Consider the following 25,222-nt stretch of genomic DNA (forward strand, 5'->3'; position numbering starts at 1 on the left):
CCTGGCTGGATGGATGAGCAGGCGCCCGCGGATGCAGCGGAGACAGGCGGATCGTCGGCCCAGCCCGGATACGGGGTCGGACCCTGGCCCGGCGGCGAGGTCGAGTGGCCTGCGGGGGAGCAGTACGACCCCGAGCTGCTGGCCGTCGGAGACACGCGCAACGTGATCGATCGCTACCGCTACTGGCGGATGGACGCGATCGTCGCCGACCTCGACACAAAGCGGCATCCGTTCCACGTGGCCATCGAGAACTGGCAGCACGACATGAACATCGGCTCGATCGTGCGCAGCGCCAACGCGTTCCTCGCCGACACCGTGCACATCATCGGCCGGCGCCGGTGGAACAAGCGGGGCGCCATGGTCACCGACCGCTATCAGCACGTCGTGCACCATGAGGACGTCGAGGCCTTCACCGTCTGGGCGACCGCCGAAGGCCTGCCGATCGTCGCCGTCGACAACGTCGAGGGCGCAGTGCCCGTCGACCGCGCGGATCTGCCGCAGAGCTGCGTGCTGCTGTTCGGTCAGGAGGGACCGGGTCTCTCGGATGCCGCGCTCGCCGCGGCATCCGCCCACATCGAGATCACGCAGTACGGCTCGACCCGGTCGATCAACGCGAGCGCGGCCGCCGCGGTGATCATGTACGAGTGGTGCCGGAGGCATGCGGGCTGACGGCGGCGTCGGACCCTCTCGACACGATGCCTGCTCGGGCGTAGCGTGAGTGCCGATCTGAGGAGGTCGACATGGCAGCGATCAGTTCCATCCGCCCGTTTCTCTGGTTCGACGGGCGGGCGCAGGAGGCGATGGAGTACTACGTCTCGGTGTTCCCGAACTCGTCGATCGACCAGGTGGTCCTGTACCCCGACGAATCGCTCGATCGACATTTCGAGGGCATGAGCGGCAAGGTCCTCAACGGCGACTTCACCCTGAACGGCTCGCCGTTCGGCTGCCTCGACGGAGGCCCCGAGTTCGCGTTCAACGAGTCGATCTCCTTCGTGATCGGGTGCGAGGATCAGGCCGAGATCGACCACTACTGGCAAGCCCTCTCGGCCGTGCCGGACTCGGAGGCCTGCGGCTGGTGCAAGGACAGGTTCGGAGTGAGCTGGCAGGTCGTGCCGGCCGGTCTGGATCTGCTCCAGCAGAGGCCAGAGCAGATTCAGGCGCTCATGCACATGAAGAAGATCGTGATCGCCGAGCTCGAGAACGCCTGATCCCTCGCGGCGTCCTCAGTTCCCGAGATTCCGGGATACGTGTAGACGTCCGGAGTCGCAGCGATCGTGCAGTGCTAGACGCCGGCGGTGACCCAGCGCCCCGAGCGCACGCGCCAGCCGAGAGTGCCCAGCCGAGCGAGCAGGTAGATGCCGAAGAAGGCGATGGCGAGCCAGATGAGGCCCGCTGACGCATCGACTCCGCTCGCGGCGATGATCCAGAGTGCCGGCAGGAACGGCACGAGATTGATCCCGCCGGCGATCGCGAGGTAGCGCGCGTCGTTCGCCCCCATCAGCACTCCGTCGAGCACGAACACCACCCCGGCGATCGGCTGCGCGAGCGCGAGGATCAGCAGCGCCGGCTGCACGAGCGCCGCGATCTCGGCGTCGCCGGTGAACACGATCCCGAGGACTCCGGAGAGTGCAGCGATGACAGCCCCGACCACGACGCCGAACCACGCGCCCCAGGCCACGGTGCGTTTCAGCACCCGATGCACCTGTCGCTCGTCGCCGGCACCGAGCTCTTTGCCGATCAGCGCCTGTGCGGCGATCGCCAGCGCGTCGAGCGCGAATGCCGCCGCCGAGAAGATCGTGAAGACGATCTGCCATCCGGCGAGCTCCTCGGTGCCGATGCCGGTGGCGACGGCGACCGTCGCGAGCAGAGCGACGCGCAGGCTCACGGTGCGCAGGAACAGCCAGCCGCCCGAGCGCGCTGTGCTGCCCATGCCGTCCCGTCGGGCTTTCAACGATGCGTCATGCCTCGCCGCGAGCCGCCGGATCACGAGGACGTATGCGCCGACCATGCCCCACTGGGCGACGACCGTGCCGGCCGCCGAGCCGGCGATGCCCCAGCCCAGCCCGTAGATGAACACCACGTTGAGCAGCGCGTTGGCCCCGAACCCGAGGCCGGCGATCCACAGGGGAGTCATGGTGTCCTGCATCCCGCGCAGCAGCCCGGTCGCGGCGAACACGATGAGCATGGCCGGGAGCCCCCACATCGAGACGACGAGATAGGCGTTGGCATCGGCGGCCACGGCGTCGCTCGCGCCGAACAGCGAGACCAGCCAGGGGGAGGATGCCGCGCCTGCGGCGGCGAGCACGGCCCCGATCGCGAGGGCGAGCCACATGCCGTTGATGCCGACCGAGACGGCCTCGCCCGGTCTGCCGGCGCCGAACAGTCGGGCCACCGCCGGGGTCGTCGAGTAGGCGAGGAAGACCATGAGTCCGACGATCGTCTGCAGCACCGCACCCGCGATGCCCAGGCCCGCGAGCGGCGTCGTGCCGAGATGTCCGACCAGCGCCGCGTCGACGATGAGGAACGCCGGTTCTGCGATCAGGGCGCCGAGCGCGGGGACGGCGAGGCGCAGGATCTCGCGGTTGAGAGTGCGCTCGGTCATCCTCCGAGCCTATGGGCTGGCGCGGACAGCAGGCGGTGCAGCACGCCCGCTCCGCCCTCCGGATCCGGTGCGGTCGTACCCTGGAAGGACCAGGATGCGACGGAGGTGCATCATGACGGATCCACGGGAGGCCGCGGCGCGGTACCGTGCGCGGCAGCGAAGCCGGGGGGACGGCGAGGACGACAGCGAGTCCGGTGCAGAACCGGGCATCGCCGCAGCGACGGATCGAGCCGCCTTCATCGAGACGGCGATCCAGGTCGCGATCCGCCGGGGCGATTTCGACGATCTCCCCGGTGCGGGCAAGCCCCTCGAGGGACTCGGAACGCACCACGACCCCGACTGGTGGATCCGCCGCAAGATCGAGCAGGAGAACCTGACGGGTCTCGGTCCGCCGGCGATCCTGTTGCGCACCGAGGATCGCGAGCTCGACGACCAGCTCGACCTGCTCGGTCGCGAGGCCGACGTGCGGTCGGTGCTCGAGGACTTCAACGGTCGGGTGCTCGAGGCCCGACGCCAGCTGCAGGGCGGTCCGCCTGTCGTGACGAGTCCACGCGACATCGACGCCGAGGTGGCGGCGTGGGCCGAGCGACGCGCGGCGCGCTTCGCGGCGCGTGCTGCGGAGACGCCGGAGCGGCCCCGGCGACGACGGTTCGGCCTCCGGCGCAGGGCGTGACCCGTCCCCCCGAATGTCGGAGCGACGCATAGGCTGGTCGGCATGACCGACGTGCTTCCCTCTGGCCTTGAGACCTCCGAGTTCAGCTCCGACATCCGCCCGCAGGACGACCTCTACCTCCATGTCAACGGCGCCTGGCTCTCCCGCACCGAGATCCCCGGCGACAAGGCGCGGTGGGGGTCCTTCCATCTGCTGGCCGAGCAGGCGGAGAAGGACGTCAGGGCGATCATCGAGGAGTCGCAGGATGCCGAGCCCGGCACTCTCGCCCGCAAGATCGGCGACCTGTTCGCCAGCTTCATGGACACCGAGCGGATCGCCGCCGCCGGGGTGACGCCCCTCGCCGAGACGCTCGCCGAGATCGACGCGATCGACGGCGTCCCCGCGTTCCTGCGTACGGTCGGCGCCTACGATCGCGACGGCCGGGCGCACCTGATCGGGTTCTACGTCGACGGCGACCCGGGCAACCCGGAGCGCTACCTCCCGGTGGTCGTGCAGTCGGGCCTGTCGCTGCCGGACGAGAGCTACTTCCGGCTCGACACCTTCGCCGAGACCCGAGCGGCGTACCGCGCGCACCTCGAGCGACTGCTCGCGCTCGCCGGAGTCGCGGATGCCGCGGGCGCCGCCGACCGCTCGATCGCCCTCGAGACCGAGCTCGCCGGGCACCACTGGGACAACGTGCGCAGCCGCGATGCCGTCGCCACGTACAACCTGAAGACCTGGGCCGAGATCCAGGAGCTCGCCGGTGTCGACCTCGAGCCGTGGCGCGATGCCGTCGCTCCCGGCCACCCCGAGGCGTTCGCCGAGGTCGTGGTCTCGCAGCCGAGCTTCCTCGAAGGCCTCGGGTCGCTGCTGACCGCCGAGCGTCTCGACGAGTGGAAGGCCTGGCTGCGCGCCCAGGTCGTGCATGCCGCGGCTCCGTATCTGACCGACGACTTCGTGCAGGAGAACTTCTCGTTCTACGGCACCGAGCTCACCGGCGTCCCCTCGATCCGCGAGCGCTGGAAGCGCGGTGTCTCGGTGACCGAGAGCGCACTGAGCGAGGCGATCGGCAAGGTCTACGTCGAGCGGCACTACCCGCCGACGGCGAAGGCCGCGATGGATGAGCTCGTCGGCAACCTCATCGAGGCCTACCGGCAGAGCATCACCGACCTCGAATGGATGACGGCCGAGACCCGCGAACGCGCACTCGCCAAGCTCGACTCCTTCACGCCGAAGATCGGGCACCCTGCCGTGTGGCGCGACTACTCGAGCCTCGAGATCGACCGCGCCGACCTGTTCGGCAACGTGCGCCGTGCGGCGATCTTCGAGCACGACCGCAACGTCGCGAAGGTCGGCAAGCCGATCGACCGTGACGAATGGCACATGCCGCCGCAGATGGTCAACGCCTACTACAACCCCTCGATGAACGAGATCGTGTTCCCGGCGGCGATCCTGCAATACCCGTTCTTCGACGCGTCGCGCGACGCGGCCGCCAACTACGGCGGCATCGGCGCGGTCATCGGTCACGAGATCGGTCACGGATTCGACGACCAGGGCAGCCGGTACGACGGTGACGGCAAGCTCGAGGACTGGTGGACGGATGCCGATCGCTCCGCGTTCGAGCAGCGCACCAAGGCCCTCATCGCGCAGTACGACGAACTCGTGCCTGAGGGACTCGCCGCCGAGCACCACGTCAACGGCGCGCTGACGATCGGTGAGAACATCGGCGACCTGGGCGGTCTCGGCATCGCGCTCAAGGCGTACGAGATCGCACTCGACGGCGCCGAGGCGCCGGTCATCGACGGCTACACCGGCGTGCAGCGCCTCCTGCTGTCGTGGGCGCAGGTCTGGCAGCAGAAGAGCCGCGACGCCGAGACGCTGCGCCTGCTCACGATCGATCCGCACTCTCCGAACGAGTTCCGGTGCAACCAGATCGTCCGCAACATCGATGCGTTCTACGAGGCGTTCGACGTGACCGAGACCGACGCGCTGTGGCTGCCGCAGGACTCGCGCGTGACCATCTGGTGAGCGCTCCGGCCTAAGCGGCCGCGCCGGGTCGGGGTGCCCTGTTGTCTGCCGGATGACGTTCTGATGACCGTATACCGGAGTATGTAGGGCATCCTCACCTGGCGGGGTTACGATATCCGTGCTGCGGCGGATGAACACCGCAGCATCCCGCCAATCCAACCCCCCTGTTAAGGATCACGCGTGGGTGCTTCCGAGCCTGCCGACGGCCCGCCACTGGCCTCGCTGCGCCGCTCTCAGCGGACCAGCCGACGCTTGCCGCGCCGTGCTGCCGCAGGGCGCAGGTCGTTCACCTCGACCTTGCGGGCGCTCGAACAGCTGGCGGATGCCGGGGCCCAGGTATCGGTGCATGTTGTCGATCTCGACAACCACACGCACGTCCTCGCGGGCGACGACCATGTGACCATGCCGGTCGCCGGACTCGGTGTCGTGCCCCTGCTGATCGAGGTGGCGGCCGCGTTCGAGGCGGGCACGCTCGATCCGCTCGAGATCGTCGAGCGCACCGCCGTCGATCCGGTGTCGACGTCGGGGCTCTGGCGCCACCTGCACGCGCCCGCCCTGCCGCTCGAAGACCTCGCCGTGCTCGCGGCCACGGCCGGCGACCCCATCGCGGTCAACGCTCTGCTGCAGCGGGTCGGCCACGACCGGGTGCGCGAGCGCATCGAGGCTCTCGGACTGCGCCGCACCGCCGTTCTCGACCGGTTCCGTGACGAGCGCGGCCCCGATGATGCCCCGCACGTCGCCGTGGGCTCTGCACGCGAGTTCGCGGGTCTCTTCTCGGCACTCGTGAATTCCCAGGTGGTGGGGGCGTCGGTGAGCGCTCAGGTGTCCGAGTGGCTGAGCCTCAATCAGGATCTGAGCCTGGTGGCATCCGCCACCGGCCTCGACCCGTTCGCACACGATCACGACGCGCACGGCCTGCTGTTCATCAACAAGACCGGCCGCGACCGCGGCGTGCGTGCCGAAGCGGGAGTGCTCGCCGGGCCGCGCGCGGGTGTGGCCTACTCCCTGATCGTCTGCTTCGACGATCTGTCGATCACGCACCGACTCCGCGCGCACGACGCCTTCCGCGTCCTCGGGGTCGAGCTCATGGAGTACACCCACTGATCGCATTCCACGCCCGACGCGGCGTCGGCCGCGGTTAGCATCGAGCAATGCCCCGTACAGACTGGACCCCGCATCGTCGTGATGACGGAGAACTGCTCGGTTGGATCCATCCGGAAGGCGAGGCCTGGGTCGCGATCGATGTGCTCGGGCGCGCGGTGTCCGGGCCGACGGAGTGGCTCGACGCCGAGGCGGCCCTGGAGGACCACGGGATCGCGTGGCTCGCCGACCCGTGGATGCTCGAGGGCGAGGCCGAGCGCCCCCTGCGCGTGCGCATCGTCGAGGTCACGCCCGATGGCGAGGGGAGATCGGGGCGCATCGTGGTGAAGGTCGACGACTTCGGCGACATCACTCGTCCCGCCACGCAGCAGTACGTGCTCTCCTGGCCCGCCCCTGATCGGCTGCGGACGCCATCGCCGACGGATCCCGATCCGCGGGCGTTCTGATCCGACCGTTCGTGGACTGCGGGCGCCGGCGTGCGCGGTCAGCCCGGCAGCGAGGGGTGCTGCTCGGACGAGCGCTGGCGGGGGATGAAGAGCGACAGGACGAGCGCGACGATTCCGGCGGCGATCGCGAGCCAGAAGCACACGTCGAACGCCGCCCTCGTCGGCACGGATACCCCGCCGACGTCGATGCTCATCGCGGCCAGCACGCCGCCCATCACGGCAGAGGCGCTCGACGTGCCGACCGAGCGGAAGAGGGCGTTGAGTCCGTTCGAGGCGCCGGTCTCGTTCGCGGGCACCGACCGCATGATGATCATCGGCATGGCGGCGAATGTGAAGCCGATGCCGACGCCGATCAGCAGGTTGCCCACCAGGATGTGCCACACCTCGCTCGACCACAGGAGCACGAAGACGTACGCGAGGACGATGGCTCCCGCGCCGACGGTGAACAGCGGACGAGGTCCGACGGTGCGCTCGAGCCATCCCGACAAGGGTGAGATCACCATCATCACGAGGCCGGCGGGCATGATGATCAGCGACGCCGAGACCATGTCGAGCCCGAAGCCCGCACCCGAGGCCGCGGGGCCCTCGAGCAGCTGCGGGAACGTCACGTTCGACGCGAACAGCGCGAAGCCCATCCCGATCGCGGCGATGTTGGTGAAGAGCACGGCGGGGCGCGCGGCGACCCGCAGATCGAGGAGCGGATCGTTCGTCCGCAGCTGGTACCAGCCCCAGACGAGCAGTACGCCCACGCCGCCGATGATGCAGGTGAGGGTCAGCGGTGCCGTCCAGCCCCACTCGGCACCGCGGGACACGAACAGCAGGATGCCGGTGAGTCCGATCGCGAGTCCGATGGCGCCGAGCACATCGAGGCGTCCGGGGAACCGCAGCACATCCTCGGGGATCACGAGCAGTACCAGCGCGAGACCCACGACGCCGAGAGCCGCGGCGAGCCAGAACAGCCAGTGCCAGTCCGCGTTCACGGCCAGCAGCGCGGCGACCGGCATCCCGATCGCGCCTCCGACGCCCATGGTCGCGCTCATCAGGGCGACGGCCGTGCCCAGGCGTTCGGGAGGCAGCACGTCGCGCATGATCGCGATGCCGAGCGGCACCACACCCGTCACCGCGCCTTGGAGCGCTCGACCGATGATGACTCCGATGATCGAGCCCGACAGCGCGGCGATCAGGGAGCCGAGGATGAGCAGCCCGAGCAGCACGATCACCACTCGGCGCTTGCCGTACATGTCGCCGAGCCGGCCCGAGATCGGAGTGGCGACGGCGGCGACGAGCAGCGTGATCGTGACGACCCAGGTGGTGTCCTCGCGAGACGCGTTCAGCAGGCGCGGCAGCTCGGCCTGCAGGGGCACGACGAGCGTGAACATGAACGACGAGCAGAGGCCCGCGAAGGCCAGGACGGCGACGATGGCCCACTTGGGTGGTGTTCGGGAGAGTCTTCTGCGCGCGCGATCTTCGTTCTCTCCCATCGCTTCAGGCTATCGGCGTCTGCGACACCGGAGGCGCGAGGACGATGCGATCGTCAGCTCACGCCCTTCATCAGTCGCAGCACCGGCTTGACGGCGAACAGCAGACCGAGGCCGACCACGATCGCTATCGCGCCGAGGATCGAGAAGTACGGCACCTCGTTCTTCGGGTCGTAGAACTGCACGAGCCAGCCCGAGATCGCGGTGCCGAGTGCGATCGACAGGAAGAACAGCGCCACCATCTGGGTGTGGAACACCTTCGGCGCGAGCTTCGTCGTGACCGACAGCCCGACGGGAGAGATGAGCAGCTCGGCCACGGTGAACACGAAGAGGATGCCGACGATCGCGAGCAGGGGCGTGGAGTTGGCGCCGCCGCCTGCGAACGGCAGGAACAGCAGGAACGCCGCACCCATGATGATCGCTCCCAGTGCGAACTTCACCGGGGTGGAGGGCTGGCGCGGGCCGAGGCGCGTCCAGATCGCCGCGAAGACGCCGGAGAGGATGATGATGAACACGGGGTTGATCGACTGGACCCACGAGACGGGCATCTCGAATCCGAAGATGTTGCGGTCGAGGCGCTCGTCGGAATAGACCGTGAGCACGGTGAACTGCTGCTGGTACAGCGACCAGAACGCGACGCTCGTGATGAAGAGCGGCAGGAATCCCCACACGCGGGAGCGCTCGGTGCCGTCGATCCGCCGACTGCTGAGGATGACGGCGAAGTACGCGACCGTCGCGATGATGGTTCCGATGATGACGATGTCCGCCAGGTTGTCGGCCTGGATCACGCCGATGAGCACCAGCACCGCGATGAGCGCAACGGCTGCGACCGCGACGATCGCGACCAGCGGATAGCGCGACCGGGGGAGCGGATTCGGCACGCGGCGCGCCTCGTCCGGCAGCGCCTTGCGGCCGAAGGAGTACTGCACCAGCCCCAGCGTCATCCCGATCGCGGCGAGGCCGAAGCCATAGTGGAATCCGAGCGACGACTGCAGGATGCCGGTGAGGATCGGGCCCAGGAAGGCCCCGAGGTTGATGCCGAGGTAGAACAGCGAGAATCCGGCATCCCGGCGGGTGTCATCGGCGCTGTAGAGGGTTCCGACGACCGACGTGGCGTTCGCCTTGAGGCCACCGGATCCGAGGGCGACGAGCACGAGCCCGACGCCGACTCCGATGAACCCGGGAAGCAGGGCCAGGGCGACGTGCCCGCCGACGATCACGATCGCACTGATGAACAGCACTCGCTCCGACCCCAGCATCCGGTCGGCGATCCACGCGCCGAGGATGGTAGAGAGGTAGACCGACCCGCCATAGGCGCCGACGATGCCGCCGGCGACGGCCTGCGAGAGTCCGAGGCCGCCCTCGGTGACCGAGAAGTACAGGTAGATCAGCAGGATTCCCTGCATGCCGTAGAAGCTGAAGCGCTCCCACATCTCGACTCCGAAGATGTGGACGAGCGCCCAGGGCTGCCCGAAGAACCTGGTGTCGGACTTCTCGGCGGTCGTATCGCTGGTTGACATCCCTCCACGGTACGCCCGCTCGCGGCATGGTTCCCAGACCGTTCGCGTCGCTCGATTCCGAAAACGGCGACCGGAGGGGCAGACTGGGGGCGTGCGAACCATCCGTGATCTGGACACCGTTGAACTCATCATCGACGCGCAGGGCCTGCTCGACTCCATCCGGGGCCCCGAGCGCGTGATCGACGCCGGCACGCTGCGCGCCCTGCAGCAATCCGGCAACTACGTCGTCGGCCTTTTCGACGCCGAGAGCGGCGAAGAGCGGATGGTGGGCGCGTCGATCGCGTTCTTCGGCGCACCTGGACGCCGGGCGATGCACTCGCACATCACGGCACTGCTGCCCGACTACCGCGGACGCGGGTGGGGGCGCGAGCTCAAGGAGCACCAGCGCCAGTGGGCGTTCTCGCGCGATGTCGGCCGCATCACCTGGACGTTCGATCCGCTCGTCGCCCGCAACGCGCACTTCTTCCTCACCGTTCTCGGCGCACGTGTCACCGGATACTCCGTCAACCGCTACGGCATCTTCGGCGGCGGGGATGCCGGGGACGAGAGCGACCGACTCGACGTCGAGTGGGCTCTCGCCGACATCGCGAAGCCACCGGCATCCGACGCGATCGTCGAGACGCTGGAGATCCCCTCGGACATCGAGACCATGCGCATCGAGGATCCGGAGGCGGCGCACGAGTGGCGCACGCGGCTGCGCGCGCAGATGGAGGGGCTGCTGGGCAGCGGCCTCGCTCTCTCGGGGTTCGATGTCGAGAAGGGCTACCTCTTCACGGCCTGAGCGCCGCACACCTGGCCTCGCCGGGGTCCTGACGCGAAGCGGTCGCGGATAAGATTGAGGTGCCCGTGATCACGGGCTTTCCCACCGCCGACCATTGGAGCCACCGTGGCCGAACAGTCCCGTCTAGACAAGGTCATCGCCCTTGCCCGCCACCGCGGGTTCGTCTTCCAGGCGGGTGAGATCTACGGCGGTTCGCGGTCCGCGTGGGATTACGGGCCCCTCGGCACCGAGCTCAAGGAGAACATCCGCCGCCAGTGGTGGCAGACGTTCGTGCGCGGCCGCGGCGATATGGTCGGCCTCGACTCGAGCATCATCCTGCCCAAGCGCGTGTGGGAGGCGTCCGGTCACGTCGCGACCTTCACCGATCCGCTGGTCGAGTGCCTCAGCTGCCACAAGCGCTTCCGTGCCGACAACCTGATCGAGGACTTCGAGGCCCGCAAGGGCCGCAAGGCGGAGAACGGCCTCGCCGATGTGCCGTGCCCGAACTGCGGCACGAAGGGACAGTACACCGAGCCCAAGTCGTTCTCGGGTCTCGTCAAGACCTACCTGGGAGTCGTCGACGACGAGTCCGGGCTGCACTTCCTGCGCCCCGAGACGGCTCAGGGCATCTTCGTGAACTTCTCGAACGTGCTCACCGCCAGCCGCAAGAAGCCGCCGTTCGGCATCGGCCAGGTCGGCAAGGCGTTCCGCAACGAGATCACGCCCGGAAACTTCATCTTCCGCACCCGTGAGTTCGAGCAGATGGAGATCGAGTTCTTCACGCCGCCCGCAGAGGCTCAGGAGTGGTTCGACCACTGGGTCGAGGCGTGCTGGAACTGGTTCATCGATCTGGGCATCGACCCCGAGAACATGCGCCAGTTCGACGTTCCCGAAGATGACCGCGCGCACTATTCGGCCGGCACCATCGACGTCGAGTACCGCTTCGGTTTCACGGGCAAGGAATGGGGTGAGCTCATGGGCGTCGCGAACCGCACCGATTACGACCTGTCGAGCCACAGCGAAGCCTCGGGCCAGAGCCTGACCTACTTCGACCAGGCCACCGGCGACCGTTACACGCCCTACGTGATCGAGCCCTCGTTCGGCCTCACTCGCGCCATGATGGCGTTCCTCGTGGATGCGTATCGCGAAGAAGAGGTGCCGAACGCCAAGGGCGGCACCGATGTGCGCACCGTGCTCAAGCTCGACCCGCGTCTCGCCCCTGTCAAAGCCGCCGTGTTGCCGCTGAGCCGCAACGAGCGCCTGTCGCCGCTGGCGCGCGAGGTCGCTGACACGCTGCGCAGCTCGTGGGCCGTCGACTTCGACGACGCGGGCGCGATCGGCCGTCGCTACCGCCGTCAGGACGAGATCGGCACACCGTTCTGCGTCACGATCGACTTCGACTCGCTCGACGACCGTGCGGTCACCGTGCGCGACCGCGACACGATGGCGCAGGAGCGCGTCTCGATCGACGATCTGCACGAGTACCTGGCCGAGCGTCTCAAGGGCGCCTGACGCGCGGACCACCAGAACGAGAGGCCCGCTGTCCGAGAGGACGGCGGGCCTCTCGCGTCAGCCGGTGACGGTCAGCTGCACCTGATCGGTGCCGCCCGCCTCTACCCAGGCGAGCGAGCGCTCGAGGATGCCGCGGAGCACGTCGAGGTCGATCTGTTCCAGGTCCTTGATGTAGAGGCATCCGACGCCGGTGCTGTGCGGGCCGAGGTTCTCGAGCGCGCCCGAGTGCGCATCGACGCCGTCGAACAGATAGATGGTGGTCGCCGCTTTGCGCGGGGCGAAGCCGAGCAGGCCGCTGTCGCCCTCGGTGCCGGTCGGGTACCGGTAGTGGCAGCTTCCGAATCCGATGATCGTGCCCCAGGTCTGAGGGTCGCGGCCCGTGATCTCCTGCATGAGCGCGGTCAGCGTCTCGGCATCCCGGCGGCGGACCGCCGGAGCGGAGCGGGCGATGAGACCTGCGACGTCATCGCCCGTGGGTTTCATGCGTTCGCCTTCGCCGCAGCTTTCATGGCCTTCTTGTGCTCTCGTACTCTGGTGAGCGATTCGGGCGAGACGATGTCGGCGACGCTGCGGTACGAACCCTCGGTGCCGTAGTCGCCGGCGGCCTCCCGCCATCCCGCGCCGGTGAAGCCGTACTGCTTGCCGAGCAGAGCAAGGAAGATCTTCGCCTTCTGTTCGCCGAAGCCGGGAAGGGCCTTGAGCCGCTTCAGGACTTCGGTGCCCGACGGATCACCGTCGGTCCAGATCGCCGAGGCGTCTCCGTCCCACTGATCGACGATCTCCTGGCACAGGGTCTGCACGCGTGCCGCCATCGAACCCGGGAACCGGTGCACGGCGGGCGTCGTCTTGAACGCCTCGAGGAACTCGTCCGGGTCCATGGCCGCGATCGTGGTGGCGTCGGACGCGCCTGTGCGCTGCTCGATCTTCAGGGGACCGGCGAAGGCCGTCTCCATCGGAACCTGCTGATCGAGCAGCATCCCGACCAGCAGGGCCAGCGGATTGTCGGTGAGCAGCGCGTCTGCGGCGGTGTCTCCGGTGATGTGAAGGGCCATGCATCCAGTCTGGCACCGACTCGCTCCGATGCCGGAGTCAGATGCGCTGGAGCTTGGGAAGGGGGCCCTCGAGACGCGCGACCGAGATTCGGACATCGGCGAGATCGGCCTTGAGCTCTGTCTTGACGTCGTAGATGTCCTGCTTCAGTTCCGACCGGAGCTCGGCGATCTCGGTCTTGAGTTCGGTGCGGAGTTGGGCCAGGTCGCCTTTGAGCTCGGTGCGGAGTTCCGCGATGTCGCCTTCGACCCTCGCGAACCGTTCATCGACCCTGTCGAATCGCTCGTCGATCCTGTCGAACCGTACTTCGAGCCCTTTGGCCTGCTTTGCAAGCATCCGAGAGACGCCGCCGAGCACGGTGGCGGTGACGCCGAAGAGGGCGATGATGATGCCGATCAGGTTCGGATCCACGAGCATCCCCCCAGTCTGCGCCGCGTGATCGACGCTGTCAGGGGTTCGACGATATGAAGCATCGAAGTGGCCGCCGGGGCGACCGCCGTGCTTCTCCCGAGTGCTGTGGAAAGACCACCGCAGAGGGCTCCCGTGCAGAAGGAGCGCTGCTCAGGCGGTCGCGGCGCCGTCGGTATCGGACGACAGCGCGGACTCGACCGGCTCGATGCCGTACAGCGTCGAGAGCGCAGTCGCGAAATCGTCCGCGCGGCCGGCAGCGGCCAGCTCGTGGGCGCGGGTGGTCGGCACGTGCAGCAGCACGCCGGTCAGGTGGCGAAGCGCCTGCTCGACCCTGCCGTCCTCATCGCCGCGTGCGCGAGCGCGGCCGATCTCGGCCTCGAGCAGCGCGAACATATGCGACCGCAGGGCGACGACCGACGGCGTGACGCTCTGTCGGCTGCCGACGACGTGGAACGTGTCAGCTGCTTCGCGCACCACGGTGCGTGCGGCATCCGTCGCCTGCAGCTCTTCGAGCGGTGCGTGCAGGCTGATGGTCTCGAGGTCGAGCAGCGCGACGCCTTCGAGCGCTGCGACAGCGGGGTCGACGTTGCGCGGCATGCCCAGGTCGACGACCATCTGGCTGTGCGACGCGACGGGGCATCCCTCGGGTGCGATGCCGGTCGGCGCCTGCAGGTGCTCAGGTGTCAGCACCGGAGCGGTCGCCGTCGTGCAGGTGATCAGCAGGCTCGAGCGCGAGGCGACGCGCGCGTAGTCCTCTGCGGCGACCGGGCGGATGCCGTGCTTCGCGGCGAACTTCTCGGCTCGGCCCGAGGGTGAGTACACCGAGATGTTGACGGCTCCCCGTTCGCGCAGTGTCGCGAGGGTGACGGCTGCGTAGGCACCGGTGCCGACGAGCAGCACGCGCTCCGTCGACCAGTCGGCGATGCGGCTGTCAGCGAGTTCGAGGGCGAGGCGCACGAGCGAGCGGCCGGCCCGGCCGAGGGCTGTGATGTTCTTGACCTTGCGCTGCGCCTGGCTCGCGCGCTGGAAAAGCCGCTCGAGCTCGGGCGAGGTGGTGCCCTCCTTGCGCGCGGACTTGAGGGCGCGACGCACCTGACCGGCGATCTCGCCTTCGCCGGAGACGACGGATTCGAGTCCCGATGCGACGGAGAAGAGGTGCTCCGCCACTCGACGACCGGAGTGCACCTCGTAGGCGCCGTCGAGTTCGGACGCGCGGATGCCGGTCGATGCTTCGACAGCCTCGAGCACCGCCTCGACACCGATCGCACCCGCTGCCGTGACGGGCTCGTCCATCTCGACGTAGGCCTCGAAGCGGTTGCAGGTAGCAAGAACGACCGCACCCTGCACGCAGGACGCCATGTCCACGACCGTGGAGGCGACGTCATCGGGGGTGCGGCTCAGGCGTTCGAGCAATTCGAAGGAGGCGGTCTTGTGACTCGCCGTGACAACCAGCAGCACATGACGATTCTACCTGAGGCTTCATGCAGGTCGGCCCGGCGGCGGATGGGAGGATGGTCGCATGGTCCTCTCCGACGCTCCGCTGCTGCGCGCCCTCACCGGCCCCCGCCCCGAACATGCTCCCGTGTGGTTCATGCGCCAGGCCGGCAGGTCGCTGCCCGAGTACCGCGAGCTGCGCGTCGGCACGCGCATGCTGGACGCCTGCCTGACCCCCGATCTCGCGGCCGAGATCACGCTGCAGCCCGTGCGTCGTCACGGCGTGGACGCCGCCGTGTTCTTCAGTGACATCGTCATCCCGCTGCGTCTCGCCGGGGTGGACGTCGAGATCGAGCCCGGACGCGGCCCCGTGTTCGCCGACCCCGTGCGGTCTGCCGCCGATGTCGATCGCATCACAGCGATCGACCCGCTGTCGCTCGACGGCACCGCGATCGCCGAGGCCGTCGGCATCGTCACGGCCGAGCTCGGCGACACCCCCCTGATCGGATTCGCGGGTGCTCCCTTCACTCTCGCCGCGTACCTCGTCGAAGGCGGCCCGTCGAAGGAGCACCTGCGGGCGCGGGCCATGATGCACGCCGATCCGGAGTCGTGGAACCGCCTCGCGGGCTGGCTCGCGCAGGTCTCACGCCGGTTCCTCGAGATCCAGCGGGATGCCGGAGCATCCGTCGTGCAGTTGTTCGACTCCTGGGCCGGCTCGCTGAGCACCGCCGACTATCGCGCGTACGTGGCACCGCATTCGCGTGTCGCCCTCGATGCCATCGGCGTGCCGAGCATCCACTTCGGCGTGGGCACCGGGCCCTTCCTCGCCGACATGCGCCTGGACGGCATCGCCGACGGCGTCGGTGTCGACTGGCGGATGCCGCTCGACGAGGCCGCCGCGATCCTCGGCCCCGACGTCTCGGTGCAGGGCAACATCGATCCGGCACTGCTGTCGGCTCCGTGGCCGGTGCTCGAGGCGCATGTGCGCGACGTCGTCGAGCGCGGGCGTGCCGCCAGGGGACACATCGTCAACCTCGGGCACGGCGTGCCGCCCGAGGCGGACCCCGATCAGCTCACCCGTATCGTCGAGCTGGTCCATTCGATCTGAGTCTCAGAGCGCTTCGCGGCCGAGCTTCACGAGGATGCAATATAGCGTCAGTGCTAGATTGCACACATGACAGATAGCGCGTCGGACGTCTTCGCGGCTCTGGCGCACCCGACGAGGCGCCAGATCCTGCAGGATCTGAAAGAGGGCGAGCTCGCAGCGGGTGAGATAGCCTCGCGGTTCTCGTCGAGCGGGCCGACGATCTCGCGGCACCTCGGCGTTCTCCGTCAGGCCGGTCTCGTGAGCGAGCGTCGTGATGCCAACCGCATCCTGTACTCCCTCGTCGGCGAGCGGCTGGCCCTCTCCGTTGGTGACTTCCTGTCGACCGTGTGCCCCGAGCAGATCGTGCTCCGTGAGGTGCGCAAGCGCGGCACCGGGCGGGAATCCGCGGTGCAGACCGAGGCGTGACGGGTTTGTCCGGCCGAATGCTGGACGCCGTTTCCCCGGCGGATGGAAGGATTGACGCATGACGTCGAAGCCAGCGAACAGTGAGACGCCCCGCGCCGAACCGGCCGACCTCGCCGCGAGGGCGGCGGAGAGGCACATCGTCGTCATCGGCGGGGGCATCGGCGGCCTGATCGCTGCCCGGGAGTGCGTCAAGGTCGGCATGCGCGTCACCCTGCTCGAGGCGACGGATGCCATCGGCGGCGCCATTCGTCGCGCTGAGCTCGACGGAGTGGTGGTGGATGCCGGCGCGGAGAGCTACGCGACGAGGGGCGGCCGTGTGCGCGCTCTGATCGAGGAGCTCGGCCTCGCCGACCGCATCGTCGCGCCCGCGGCAGGAAGCGCCTGGCTCGCTGGCATCCCCGGCATCGGCGCGGCACCGCTGCCCGTCGGTGGGATCCTCGGAATCCCCGGCAATCCGTTCCAGGAGGACGTCCGCCGCATCATCGGGTGGTCGGGCGCATGGCGTGCGTACCTGGATCGCGTTCGCCCGCCGCTGACGATCGGCCACAGTCAGAGCCTTGGCAGACTGGTGTCGTCGCGCATGGGAGCCAGGGTGCGCGATCGTCTCGTCGCCCCGGTCACGACCGGTGTGTACTCAGCCTCGCCTGACGACGTCGACGTCGACATCGCGGCCCCCGGACTCAACGCCGCCCTCACCCGCGTCGGATCGCTCTCGGGGGCGGTGCAGACGATGCGGCAGGAAAGCGCGGACAGAGCTGCGAAGGCGCGCGGAGCCGCGATTCGCGAAGGTGCCGCGCTCGCGCCCGGCGCGGCCGTGGAAGGGCTCGACGGCGGTATGACGGTGCTGATCGAGGCGCTGGTCGCGGATATCGAGAAGCTGGGTGGCGTCGTGCACACCGGCGCGCGGGTGACGCAGCTGACGCGCACCGCCGAGGCGTGGATGGTGAAGGCTCACGCCGACGTCGCTCCCGAGGCAGACGCCGTTCTCGGCGACGCTCACGCGGAGGAGATCGAGTTCGCCGCAGATGGCGTGGTGGTCGCGACCTCCGAGGCCGCCGCGAGGCGACTTCTCGAGAAGAGCGTGCCCGCACTGGCGGAGACCGCGCCGGCGGATGCTCCGGAGATCGAGATCGTCACACTGCTGCTGGAGCCGTCGGCACTGGCGGGTGCTCCACGGGGCACCGGCGTGCTGACCGTCCCCGGCAGTCACACAGCGAAGGCGCTCACCCACTCCAGTGCGAAGTGGGACTGGGTGCGCGCCGCGGCCGGCCCCCGGCACGTCGTGCGGGTCTCGTTCGGAGCCCAGGGCGAACCCGCCGCCACCACCGCGCTCGACGACGACGCCGCGGCTCGACTGGCGCTGAGCGAAGCATCGGCTCTCCTCGGCGTGCCGCTCGCGGAGGGCGACCTCGTGGCGTCTCACCGCGCGAGGTACGTGCAGTCGCAGCCTGCATCGATCATCGGCTCCGGTGCGCGCCGAGAGGCCGCGAGGTCGGCTGTGCAGGGCGTGCACGGGCTCGCCGCCGTCGGCGCGTGGCTGGCCGGCACGGGTCTCGCCCAGGTGATCCCCGACGCGCGCGAAGAGGCGGACCGGCTTCGTCGGGCGCTGCTCTGGGACTGACGCCGTCGCACGAACCCGAAAGTCGCTCCGCTGTCAACCCTCTGCGTGACAGATGCCGAAATCGGCATACGGGGCTACGCTGGACACCTGCAGGCGGCTCCGAGTCGTCGGTTCGCCCCAGGCGTTCACACCGGAACAACGTGAGGAGACCCCATGAAGGGGAAGATCGGACTCGTCGTAGGAATCGGCGTGGGATACGTGCTCGGAACCCGCGCGGGCCGCGAGAGGTACGAGCAGATCAAGACGCAGTGGCTGAAGGTCTGGAACCTCGACCCGGTGCAGGAGCAGGTCGACAAGGTCAAGGGCTACGTCGGCGACAAGGCGGCGGCAGTGCCCGGTGCGATCTGGACCGGCGTGCAGAAGGTCGTGAAGTCCGCCGGCGGTGGCGACAAGACCGCTGGGCAGCGACTCGACTCCGCCGTGGCTGCGGGGCGCAAGGCCGCTGACGACATCGTCGACGCCACCGAGGACGCCGTCGAAGAGGTCAAGGACGCCGCGAAGAAGGACGACGCGAAGAAGCCCGCGGCCAAGAAGCCGGCAACGCCCGGCTCCACCGCCGCGAAGTCTGGCAGCTGACATGCCCCGCGGATACCGCGATCGCGCCGAGGACAGCCTGCTGTCCCTGATCGGCGATCTTCCCGAGCTCATCAGCAGCCTCGTCAAAGCCGAGATCAACGCGGCCAAGACCTGGATCTCGAAGACGGCGAAGGACGCGGGGATCGGCTCCGTCTGGTTCCTCGTCGCTCTCTTCTTCCTGTTCTGGGCCGTGCCGGTGATCCTGGTGTTCGCGATCGCCGGGCTGTCGTCGTGGTGGCCGGTCTGGCTGTCCGCCCTGGCGGTGCTCGGCATCCTGATCCTCGCCGTGCTGCTGTTCGCGCTGCTCGGCATCCTGAAGTTCCGCAAGGTGCTCGCTCGTAAGAACCCCGCGCAAGCGGTGGGCGAAGACATCAGACTCGTGAAGGAAGCCGGCAATGACGAACTCTGAGATCACGAGGCCTCTGCCCAAGACGGCGGTTCCGGCGGGCATCGTCGACCCGGTCCAGTCGGCTCGGGCGGAGCTGAAGGCCGCTCTCGCGGCGATCGAGGTCAAGGGCAACTTCCCCCGGCGCATCGACACGGCGTCCAAGCGCGCCGCGGCGAAGGCGCGGGTCTTCGCCGACCGCAACCCCGCTGCCGCGATCGCGGGAGCCGTGGGCGTCGCGGTGATCGTCGGCGGTGCCGTCTGGGCGATCGCCCGCGCGCTCTCACGCTGACCGCAGGCCGAATTCCTCGCATCCTGACTCGCGTTCGCGAGTGCTTCACAAAGGGGGCAGACTGGATCCATGTCCGATGCGCGCGAAGAGAACCCGTCCGGCTTCACCCTCTGGGCAGTCTGGCGACGAAACCCCGATGTGGCTGTCACCGAGTCCGACTCCACGGAGCTCGAGACGATCGTCTCGTACATCGAGGACTCCGGCGTCACGGTCCGCGGCTTCTACGACGTCTCGGGCCTGAAGGCGGACGCCGATCTGCTCGTGTGGCTGCACGGCGACACTGCCGAAGACCTGCAGAAGGCTCTCCGCCGCCTCCGCCGCACCGAGTTGCTGCGCACCCTGCTGCCGGTCTGGAACGTCATGGGCGTGCACCGCGATGCCGAGTTCAACCGGGCTCACGTCCCGGGATTCCTTCGCGGCGTGGAGCCGAAGGACTGGCTGTGCCTGTACCCGTTCGTCCGCACGCCGGAGTGGTATCTCGCGCCCGAAGAGGAGCGCCGGAAGATGCTCGCCGATCACGGACGCAAGGGAGCGGCGTTCACCGGTGTCATCGCGAACACGGTCGCCGCATTCGCCCTGGGCGACTACGAGTGGATCCTGCCGCTCGAAGCCGACGAGGTCACCGAGCTGGTCGATCTCATGCGCGACCTGCGCTACACCGACGCGCGCCTGTACGTGAAGGAGGAGGTCCCGTTCTACACGGGTCGACGTCTCCGGTTCGACGAGATCGCGGACGTGCTGCAGTAGGTCGACGATGAACACTCAGAGTCAGACCTCCTCCCCGATCCGATTGGGCACCCGACGCAGCGCGCTCGCCCAGGCGCAGTCGGGGCACGTCGCCGCCGCGCTCGAGAAGATCTCGGGGCGGCCCGTCGAGCTCGTGCCGATCACCAGCGAGGGCGACACGAATCGTGCGTCTCTGTCGGAGATCGGCGGTCAGGGGATCTTCGCCACGCGTCTGCGAGAGGCCCTGCTCGCCGGCGAGTGCGACTTCCTCGTGCATTCGCTCAAAGACCTTCCCACCGCGATCCCCGACGGTCTCGTCATCGCAGCGACCCCGGTGCGTGAGGACGCGCGCGACGTCGCGATCACTCGCGGCGGCACACCGCTGCACCAGCTCCGTTCCGGCAGCAAGGTCGGCACGGGATCCCCCCGGCGCATCGCGCAGGTGCACCGGAGGGCTCCGCACGCGGAGGTCGTGGACATCCGGGGCAACGTCGATTCTCGTCTGCAGCGGGTCGCCTCCGGCGAGTTGGATGCGGTGATCCTGGCTGCGGCCGGTCTGTCGCGCCTCGGCACGGACTCCCCGCTGCGCCGCGAAGAGCTGGGCCTCTCCGAATGGCCGACAGCGCCGGGGCAGGGATCGCTCGCCGTGGAGACGCGCACGGATGCCCCCGCAGAGCTGCTCGCCGCGCTCGCCGAGCTCGACGACTTCGACACGCGTCTGGCGGTGACCGTCGAACGTGCCGTTCTCGAGGGGCTGGATGCCGGATGCCAGGCGCCCATGGCCGCACATGCGGTCGTCGAGGGCGACGAGATCCGCATCAGGACAGTCGTCTACGCCACCGACGGTGGGCGCCGTATCGGCCTCGACGTCACCGAAGCCGTGAACGGGGAGTATATTCGTCGGAACGGCAGCGGCAATGGAGCGGATGCTGCCGGTGGTGCAGACCCGATGCACGCAGCACGCGAGATCGGGTTGTCTGTCGCCCATCGGCTGCTCGAGCAAGGGGCGGCCGACCTCGTCTCCCGAGAGCATTCCTCATCATGACCAATTCGAAGCAGGACCGACCGCTGGACGGCTGGCGCATCCTCGTACCCCGCGGAGGGCCGTGGGGCGATGGTGTCGCCGCCAGTCTGCGCTCCCGTGGCGCGGTGCCCGTCGTGGCACCGCTGATCAATTTCGCCGCCACCACCGACCAGGCAGCCCTGGACGTCGCTCTCACCCGGCTCGCGGACGGAGAGTACGACTGGCTGACGGTGACGAGTGCGACGACCGTCGACGTGATGTTCGCGCACCGCGCGATCGTCCCGCGCCGCACGAAGATCGCGGCCGTCGGCGAGACGACCGCCGCCGCCCTGCAGGCGGTCGGCTACGAAGTCGCGATGGTGCCGGACGAAGACAATTCGGCAGCGGGCATGGCCGAGCAGCTCATCGCCCTCGAGACCGAGCCTCGTCGCATCCTGGCGCTGCGCAGCGAGATCGCGAAGCCCGTGCTCAGCGTCCTCCTGCAGGAGGCCGGTCACGATGTCGACAGCGTTGTGGCATATCGCACGGTCGGCGTCCCGGTCACGGAGCGCATCAAGCGTGATGTCGAGAACGGACGGATCAACGCGATCCTGATCACGAGCGGTTCGGTCGCCGAACAGGTGCGCGAGCAGTTCCCGCTGATCCCGGACGACACGCTGCTGGCGGCCATCGGTCCGCGCACCGCGAAGGATGCCGATCGGGCAGGTCTGCCGATCACCGTCGTCGCCGACCGTCAGACTGTGGACGCGCTGATCGACGCGGTGTCGAGCTACACCCTCCCGCACGCGGCGGACGAGTTGGCACCGTGAGCTTCCCCGACGCACGACTGCGCCGCCTCCGCCAGTCTGCTGCAGTCCGTGGACTGGTGCGCGAGACCTCGATCGAGCCCCGTCAGCTGGTGCTTCCACTGTTCGTCCGCGAGGGACTCACCGAGGCCGCGCCCATCGGATCGATGCCGGGGGTCGCGCAGCATTCGCTCGACTCTCTGCGGGCCGCCGCGACCGAGGCTGCCGAGGCGGGTGTCGGCGGTGTGATGCTGTTCGGCGTGCCCGCCGTGCGCGACGCTCAGGGCTCGGGCGCCGACGACCCCCAGGGGATCCTCAACGTCGCGACCGAGGCGCTGGCCGCCGAGGTGGGCGATGCACTCGTGGTGCAGACGGATCTCTGCCTCGACGAGTTCACCGATCACGGTCACTGCGGCGTCCTCGCAGCTGACGGGTCGGTCGACAACGATGCGACCCTCGAGCGGTACGCCTCCATGGCGCTCTCGCAGGCGCGCGCCGGCTCGCAGCTGCTCGGTCTGTCGGGGATGATGGACGGCCAGGTCGCGGTCGTCCGCGAGGCGCTCGACTCGGACGGCTACACCGACGTGCTGCTGCTCGCGTATGCCGCCAAGTACGCGAGCGCGTTCTACGGCCCGTTCCGTGAAGCCGTCGACTCGCAGCTCACGGGCGACCGTCGTACCTATCAGCTCGACCCGGGCAATCGTCGCGAGGGTGTGCGCGAGGCCGTCGTCGACGAGGAGGAAGGCGCCGACATCGTCATGGTGAAGCCGGCGATGGCGTTCCTCGATGTGCTGCGGGAGGTGCGCGACACCGTCCACATTCCTGTGTGGGCATATCAGGTCTCCGGTGAGTACGCGATGATCGAGGCGGCCGCTGCGAACGGCTGGATCGATCGTCGTGCATCGGTCCTCGAGTCGCTGCTCTCGATCCGCCGTGCGGGTGCTGACGTCGTCCTGACCTACTGGGCGACCGAGGCCGCCCGCTGGCTGCGCGGCTGAGTCGCGCACACCCGCGCTGAGAGCCCCGTCGATCTGAGTCCCGCCCTCAGGTCGGCGCATTAGCCTGGATGGGATGCCGGGAGAGGTCCGCGCATCGTTGAGGAGTGTGCTGTGACCGACCGCAATGACGACCTGTTCTCCGCTGCCCGCACGGTGATCCCCGGAGGGGTGAACTCGCCGGTGCGCGCGTACGGCTCGGTCGGCGGCACGCCGCGCTTCCTCGCCTCGGCGAGCGGCGCGACGGTCACGGATGCCGCAGGCAACCGCTACGTCGACCTCGTGGCATCCTGGGGGCCGGCGTTGCTCGGCCACGCGCACCCGGAGGTCGTCGCCGCCGTGCAGGAAGCGGCCACCCGAGGCCTTTCGTTCGGCGCTCCCACGGAGGGCGAAGTCGAGCTCGCTCAGTTGATCGCCGACCGCGTGCGGTTCGGGGAGGTTCGGCCGGTGGAGCGGGTGCGGCTCGTGTCGACCGGAACCGAAGCGACGATGACGGCGATCCGGCTCGCCCGCGGCGCCACCGGACGCGACCTGCTGGTGAAGTTCGCCGGGCACTATCACGGGCACTCCGACGGTCTGCTCGCTGCGGCGGGCTCCGGTGTCGCGACGCTCGCGCTTCCGGGTTCCGCAGGTGTGCCTGCGCCTATCGCGGCTCAGACGCTGGTGATCGACTACAACGATCCCGACGCTCTCGCAGCTGTGTTCGCCGAGCACGGCCCGCGCATCGCAGCGGTGATCGTCGAGGCCGCAGCGGCGAACATGGGTGTCGTTCCGCCGCTGCCGGGGTTCAACCGCCTGCTCGCCGAGACCGCTCACGCGCATGGCGCCCTGCTGATCCTCGACGAGGTGCTGACGGGCTTCCGCGTGCACCCGGCGGGCTTCTGGGGGCTCCAGGCGGCCGCCGGCGAGGACTATCTGCCCGACATCATCACCTTCGGCAAGGTCGTCGGCGGAGGGATGCCGCTGGCTGCGCTCGGAGGCCGTGCGGAGATCATGGACCTTCTCGCTCCTCTGGGACCCGTCTACCAGGCGGGCACGCTGTCGGGTAACCCGCTGTCGGTCGCCGCGGGGCTCGCGACGCTGCGCCTCGCCACGCCGGAGGTGTACGCGACCGTCGACGCGGCCGCAGCGCGAGTCTCCCGCGCCCTGGATGAGGCGCTCACGGAGGCCGGTGCGACCCACGCCGTCGCCCATGCCGGCAACCTCTTCAGCGCCTCCTTCCGCGGATCTGCACCTCGCGACTACACCGAGGCTCAGGCGCAGCAGTCGTTCCTGTACGCCCCGTTCTTCCATGCGATGCGCGAGCAGGGCGTGGCGCTCCCTCCGAGCGTGTTCGAGGCGTGGTTCCTCACCGCCGCTCACGGTGAGGAAGAGCTGCAGCGCATCGAGGCAGTTCTGCCCGTGGCTGCGCGCGCCGCAGCTGATGCCGCCGCGACTGCCTGAGCGGAACTGACCCACCCCCAGCCGCCGTGACGGCTCCCTCGCGGAAGGCCTCCAGGACGCGCGGGTGGCCCCGCTCGAGGAATGCCGCACCGGTGAAGGCATACTCGATGCTGCCCTGAGCGATGCGACCGGCTGTTCGTCCTTCAGCCGGACAATCTGCCGCCGCTTCTCGACCCAGGAGTCGAGAAGCTCTGCACGCTGCTCGAGGCCGGGGTCGGTGGCGAATGTCATATTCCGAATCTAGTAGGTTTGTTCGAAAGTCGAGCGGAACACCGGAATGGAAAAGGGGTGGAATCGTGGGAACCGACAACGGATCGTTGCCTTCCTGTGAACAAGACACAGACATCTGGAAGGGTGCCGCTGGCAGACTGGACGCATGGTGACGTTGCTGCTGGACCAGACGCAACTCGAGATCGTGCTCTCGCCGATCGAGCGTGCGGCGAGCTTCCACCGGGACAACGTGCGGCTCGTGCGCGACACCATCACCAAGGTCCAGCTCATCGATGATGCGTGGACCTGGTTGCGTGGCGTGCCGAACCCGGGGACGCACATCCCCGGAGTGCTCGCCGCGGGTACGTGGAAGGCCGCAGGCAGCGTCGACTTCGTCCTCATCCGCAAACGTCGTCCCAGCGTGGTCATCGATCTCTCCGGGGACGCGCAGTACCGGCGACTGATCCTCACGACGAGGCACGGCCTCGCCCTGACCCAAGCGCTCCGACTCGATGTGTCGGATGAGCCGGCCGACGTCGAGGAGATCGTGGCGACCTCGCCCACGCCGGTCTCGAAGGGCAGCCGCCGCCCAGTGATCCGCCCGCGTCCCGCCTGACCGTCACGGAACGGGAAACGCCCTCCGCAGCCTTATGGCGCG

General features: G+C 68.8%; 27 protein-coding genes. 20 read left to right on the forward strand and 7 right to left on the reverse strand.

From position 1 onward, the window contains the following. Positions 1 to 9: 9 nt before the first annotated feature. Together BEP68_RS16645 and BEP68_RS16650 are read left to right on the forward strand one after the other, a co-directional pair. Positions 10 to 669, forward strand: a complete 660-nt coding sequence (locus BEP68_RS16645) for a TrmH family RNA methyltransferase (RefSeq protein ID WP_187250626.1) — start codon at positions 10 to 12, stop codon at positions 667 to 669. A gap of 71 nt (positions 670 to 740) precedes the next feature. Then, positions 741 to 1,208, forward strand: coding sequence for a VOC family protein (locus BEP68_RS16650; RefSeq protein WP_053098014.1), 468 nt, complete (start codon positions 741 to 743; stop codon positions 1,206 to 1,208). A gap of 74 nt (positions 1,209 to 1,282) precedes the next feature. Here the strand turns inward: BEP68_RS16650 and BEP68_RS16655 are convergent, their stop codons facing one another. Then, positions 1,283 to 2,602, reverse strand: a complete 1,320-nt coding sequence (locus tag BEP68_RS16655; RefSeq protein ID WP_053098013.1) for an MATE family efflux transporter — start codon at positions 2,600 to 2,602, stop codon at positions 1,283 to 1,285. A 112-nt stretch (positions 2,603 to 2,714) separates the two neighbouring features. On the opposite strand from BEP68_RS16655, the gene BEP68_RS16660 reads away from it, so the two are divergent. From BEP68_RS16660 to BEP68_RS16675, 4 genes are all read left to right on the forward strand, one after another. Then, entirely contained in the window at positions 2,715 to 3,275 is a 561-nt protein-coding gene (locus tag BEP68_RS16660) for a DUF1992 domain-containing protein (RefSeq protein WP_072592016.1), read from the forward strand. Positions 3,276 to 3,317: 42 nt separating this feature from the next. Next, positions 3,318 to 5,282: a M13 family metallopeptidase gene (locus BEP68_RS16665; protein ID WP_187250627.1), complete on the forward strand. Its 1,965-nt coding sequence runs from the start codon at positions 3,318 to 3,320 to the stop codon at positions 5,280 to 5,282. A gap of 180 nt (positions 5,283 to 5,462) precedes the next feature. Continuing rightward, a complete protein-coding gene (locus BEP68_RS16670) occupies positions 5,463 to 6,386 on the forward strand; it encodes a serine hydrolase (protein WP_072592014.1) in 924 nt (307 codons plus the stop codon). A gap of 47 nt (positions 6,387 to 6,433) precedes the next feature. Further along, positions 6,434 to 6,829 (forward strand): hypothetical protein, encoded by a 396-nt coding sequence (locus BEP68_RS16675; protein WP_187250628.1) that lies wholly within the window; start codon positions 6,434 to 6,436, stop codon positions 6,827 to 6,829. Between the two features lie 38 nt (positions 6,830 to 6,867). Here BEP68_RS16675 and BEP68_RS16680 read toward each other — a convergent pair whose 3' ends face one another. Together BEP68_RS16680 and BEP68_RS16685 are read right to left on the reverse strand one after the other, a co-directional pair. Further along, on the reverse strand, positions 6,868 to 8,310 hold the full coding sequence (locus BEP68_RS16680) for an MFS transporter (protein ID WP_187250629.1): 1,443 nt from the start codon (positions 8,308 to 8,310) through the stop codon (positions 6,868 to 6,870). 53 nt (positions 8,311 to 8,363) lie between these two features. Next, positions 8,364 to 9,827: a peptide MFS transporter gene (locus BEP68_RS16685; RefSeq protein ID WP_187250630.1), complete on the reverse strand. Its 1,464-nt coding sequence runs from the start codon at positions 9,825 to 9,827 to the stop codon at positions 8,364 to 8,366. Positions 9,828 to 9,918: 91 nt separating this feature from the next. Between BEP68_RS16685 and BEP68_RS16690 the strand changes: the two genes are divergently transcribed. Both BEP68_RS16690 and BEP68_RS16695 read left to right on the forward strand, forming a co-directional pair. Further along, positions 9,919 to 10,608, forward strand: a complete 690-nt coding sequence (locus BEP68_RS16690) for a GNAT family N-acetyltransferase (RefSeq protein ID WP_053098006.1) — start codon at positions 9,919 to 9,921, stop codon at positions 10,606 to 10,608. Between the two features lie 105 nt (positions 10,609 to 10,713). Then, positions 10,714 to 12,099, forward strand: coding sequence for a glycine--tRNA ligase (locus BEP68_RS16695; RefSeq protein WP_053098005.1), 1,386 nt, complete (start codon positions 10,714 to 10,716; stop codon positions 12,097 to 12,099). Positions 12,100 to 12,156: 57 nt separating this feature from the next. Here the strand turns inward: BEP68_RS16695 and BEP68_RS16700 are convergent, their stop codons facing one another. From BEP68_RS16700 to BEP68_RS16715, 4 genes are all read right to left on the reverse strand, one after another. Then, positions 12,157 to 12,582 carry a DUF1801 domain-containing protein gene (locus tag BEP68_RS16700; protein WP_187250631.1) on the reverse strand — a complete coding sequence of 142 codons (426 nt, stop codon included), beginning with the start codon at positions 12,580 to 12,582 and terminating at the stop codon, positions 12,157 to 12,159. Further along, positions 12,579 to 13,151: an HhH-GPD-type base excision DNA repair protein gene (locus tag BEP68_RS16705; protein WP_056280445.1), complete on the reverse strand. Its 573-nt coding sequence runs from the start codon at positions 13,149 to 13,151 to the stop codon at positions 12,579 to 12,581. Before BEP68_RS16705 ends, BEP68_RS16700 begins: the two co-directional genes overlap by 4 nt. Positions 13,152 to 13,188: 37 nt before the next feature. Beyond that, entirely contained in the window at positions 13,189 to 13,566 is a 378-nt protein-coding gene (locus BEP68_RS16710) for a hypothetical protein (RefSeq protein ID WP_187250632.1), read from the reverse strand. A 144-nt stretch (positions 13,567 to 13,710) separates the two neighbouring features. Then, the gene (locus BEP68_RS16715; RefSeq protein WP_187250633.1) at positions 13,711 to 15,018 is read right to left on the reverse strand and encodes a glutamyl-tRNA reductase; all 1,308 of its coding nucleotides are present in this window, start codon (positions 15,016 to 15,018) and stop codon (positions 13,711 to 13,713) included. Between the two features lie 61 nt (positions 15,019 to 15,079). On the opposite strand from BEP68_RS16715, the gene hemE reads away from it, so the two are divergent. From hemE to BEP68_RS16775, 12 genes are all read left to right on the forward strand, one after another. Next, positions 15,080 to 16,102: a uroporphyrinogen decarboxylase gene (gene hemE / locus BEP68_RS16720; RefSeq protein WP_053098000.1), complete on the forward strand. Its 1,023-nt coding sequence runs from the start codon at positions 15,080 to 15,082 to the stop codon at positions 16,100 to 16,102. Positions 16,103 to 16,168: 66 nt separating this feature from the next. Then, entirely contained in the window at positions 16,169 to 16,507 is a 339-nt protein-coding gene (locus BEP68_RS16725; RefSeq protein ID WP_053097999.1) for a metalloregulator ArsR/SmtB family transcription factor, read from the forward strand. Positions 16,508 to 16,565: 58 nt separating this feature from the next. Next, the gene (locus tag BEP68_RS16730; protein ID WP_187250634.1) at positions 16,566 to 18,128 is read left to right on the forward strand and encodes a protoporphyrinogen/coproporphyrinogen oxidase; all 1,563 of its coding nucleotides are present in this window, start codon (positions 16,566 to 16,568) and stop codon (positions 18,126 to 18,128) included. A 153-nt stretch (positions 18,129 to 18,281) separates the two neighbouring features. Continuing rightward, positions 18,282 to 18,704 carry a hypothetical protein gene (locus BEP68_RS16735; protein WP_072592007.1) on the forward strand — a complete coding sequence of 141 codons (423 nt, stop codon included), beginning with the start codon at positions 18,282 to 18,284 and terminating at the stop codon, positions 18,702 to 18,704. Between the two features lies 1 nt (position 18,705). Then, positions 18,706 to 19,113 carry a phage holin family protein gene (locus BEP68_RS16740; RefSeq protein ID WP_053097996.1) on the forward strand — a complete coding sequence of 136 codons (408 nt, stop codon included), beginning with the start codon at positions 18,706 to 18,708 and terminating at the stop codon, positions 19,111 to 19,113. Then, positions 19,100 to 19,381, forward strand: a complete 282-nt coding sequence (locus BEP68_RS16745) for a hypothetical protein (RefSeq protein WP_072592006.1) — start codon at positions 19,100 to 19,102, stop codon at positions 19,379 to 19,381. Before BEP68_RS16740 ends, BEP68_RS16745 begins: the two co-directional genes overlap by 14 nt. 69 nt (positions 19,382 to 19,450) lie before the next feature. Further along, positions 19,451 to 20,128: a hydrogen peroxide-dependent heme synthase gene (hemQ, locus tag BEP68_RS16750; protein WP_053097994.1), complete on the forward strand. Its 678-nt coding sequence runs from the start codon at positions 19,451 to 19,453 to the stop codon at positions 20,126 to 20,128. Between the two features lie 7 nt (positions 20,129 to 20,135). Next, positions 20,136 to 21,152: a hydroxymethylbilane synthase gene (gene hemC, locus BEP68_RS16755; protein WP_056280459.1), complete on the forward strand. Its 1,017-nt coding sequence runs from the start codon at positions 20,136 to 20,138 to the stop codon at positions 21,150 to 21,152. Further along, positions 21,149 to 21,940: a uroporphyrinogen-III synthase gene (locus tag BEP68_RS16760; RefSeq protein ID WP_053097992.1), complete on the forward strand. Its 792-nt coding sequence runs from the start codon at positions 21,149 to 21,151 to the stop codon at positions 21,938 to 21,940. The genes hemC and BEP68_RS16760 overlap by 4 nt, the downstream gene beginning before the upstream one ends. Further along, positions 21,937 to 22,914, forward strand: coding sequence for a porphobilinogen synthase (hemB, locus tag BEP68_RS16765; RefSeq protein WP_187250635.1), 978 nt, complete (start codon positions 21,937 to 21,939; stop codon positions 22,912 to 22,914). Before BEP68_RS16760 ends, hemB begins: the two co-directional genes overlap by 4 nt. Positions 22,915 to 23,025: 111 nt before the next feature. Continuing rightward, positions 23,026 to 24,354, forward strand: coding sequence for a glutamate-1-semialdehyde 2,1-aminomutase (locus tag BEP68_RS16770; protein ID WP_187250636.1), 1,329 nt, complete (start codon positions 23,026 to 23,028; stop codon positions 24,352 to 24,354). 376 nt (positions 24,355 to 24,730) lie between these two features. Then, entirely contained in the window at positions 24,731 to 25,180 is a 450-nt protein-coding gene (locus tag BEP68_RS16775; protein WP_053097989.1) for a hypothetical protein, read from the forward strand. Positions 25,181 to 25,222 lie beyond the last annotated feature (42 nt).

It is taken from the genome of Microbacterium sp. 4-7 (assembly GCF_014332665.1).
Taxonomy (GTDB): Bacteria; Actinomycetota; Actinomycetes; order Actinomycetales; family Microbacteriaceae; genus Microbacterium.

Bases quoted from the DNA above. Each gene is read 5' to 3' on its own strand.
- BEP68_RS16710 (WP_187250632.1), bottom strand. From the start codon at position 13,566: ATGCTCGTGGATCCGAACCTGATCGGCATCATCATCGCCCTCTTCGGC.
- BEP68_RS16675 (WP_187250628.1), top strand. From the start codon at position 6,434: ATGCCCCGTACAGACTGGACCCCGCATCGTCGTGATGACGGAGAACTG.
- hemQ (WP_053097994.1), top strand. From the start codon at position 19,451: ATGTCCGATGCGCGCGAAGAGAACCCGTCCGGCTTCACCCTCTGGGCA.
- BEP68_RS16680 (WP_187250629.1), bottom strand. From the start codon at position 8,310: ATGGGAGAGAACGAAGATCGCGCGCGCAGAAGACTCTCCCGAACACCA.
- BEP68_RS16725 (WP_053097999.1), top strand. From the start codon at position 16,169: ATGACAGATAGCGCGTCGGACGTCTTCGCGGCTCTGGCGCACCCGACG.
- BEP68_RS16735 (WP_072592007.1), top strand. From the start codon at position 18,282: ATGAAGGGGAAGATCGGACTCGTCGTAGGAATCGGCGTGGGATACGTG.
- BEP68_RS16775 (WP_053097989.1), top strand. From the start codon at position 24,731: ATGGTGACGTTGCTGCTGGACCAGACGCAACTCGAGATCGTGCTCTCG.
- BEP68_RS16745 (WP_072592006.1), top strand. From the start codon at position 19,100: ATGACGAACTCTGAGATCACGAGGCCTCTGCCCAAGACGGCGGTTCCG.
- hemC (WP_056280459.1), top strand. From the start codon at position 20,136: ATGAACACTCAGAGTCAGACCTCCTCCCCGATCCGATTGGGCACCCGA.
- hemE (WP_053098000.1), top strand. From the start codon at position 15,080: ATGGTCCTCTCCGACGCTCCGCTGCTGCGCGCCCTCACCGGCCCCCGC.
- BEP68_RS16705 (WP_056280445.1), bottom strand. From the start codon at position 13,151: ATGGCCCTTCACATCACCGGAGACACCGCCGCAGACGCGCTGCTCACC.
- BEP68_RS16655 (WP_053098013.1), bottom strand. From the start codon at position 2,602: ATGACCGAGCGCACTCTCAACCGCGAGATCCTGCGCCTCGCCGTCCCC.
- BEP68_RS16740 (WP_053097996.1), top strand. From the start codon at position 18,706: ATGCCCCGCGGATACCGCGATCGCGCCGAGGACAGCCTGCTGTCCCTG.
- BEP68_RS16660 (WP_072592016.1), top strand. From the start codon at position 2,715: ATGACGGATCCACGGGAGGCCGCGGCGCGGTACCGTGCGCGGCAGCGA.
- BEP68_RS16730 (WP_187250634.1), top strand. From the start codon at position 16,566: ATGACGTCGAAGCCAGCGAACAGTGAGACGCCCCGCGCCGAACCGGCC.
- BEP68_RS16650 (WP_053098014.1), top strand. From the start codon at position 741: ATGGCAGCGATCAGTTCCATCCGCCCGTTTCTCTGGTTCGACGGGCGG.
- BEP68_RS16760 (WP_053097992.1), top strand. From the start codon at position 21,149: ATGACCAATTCGAAGCAGGACCGACCGCTGGACGGCTGGCGCATCCTC.
- BEP68_RS16665 (WP_187250627.1), top strand. From the start codon at position 3,318: ATGACCGACGTGCTTCCCTCTGGCCTTGAGACCTCCGAGTTCAGCTCC.
- BEP68_RS16685 (WP_187250630.1), bottom strand. From the start codon at position 9,827: ATGTCAACCAGCGATACGACCGCCGAGAAGTCCGACACCAGGTTCTTC.
- BEP68_RS16700 (WP_187250631.1), bottom strand. From the start codon at position 12,582: ATGAAACCCACGGGCGATGACGTCGCAGGTCTCATCGCCCGCTCCGCT.
- BEP68_RS16645 (WP_187250626.1), top strand. From the start codon at position 10: ATGGATGAGCAGGCGCCCGCGGATGCAGCGGAGACAGGCGGATCGTCG.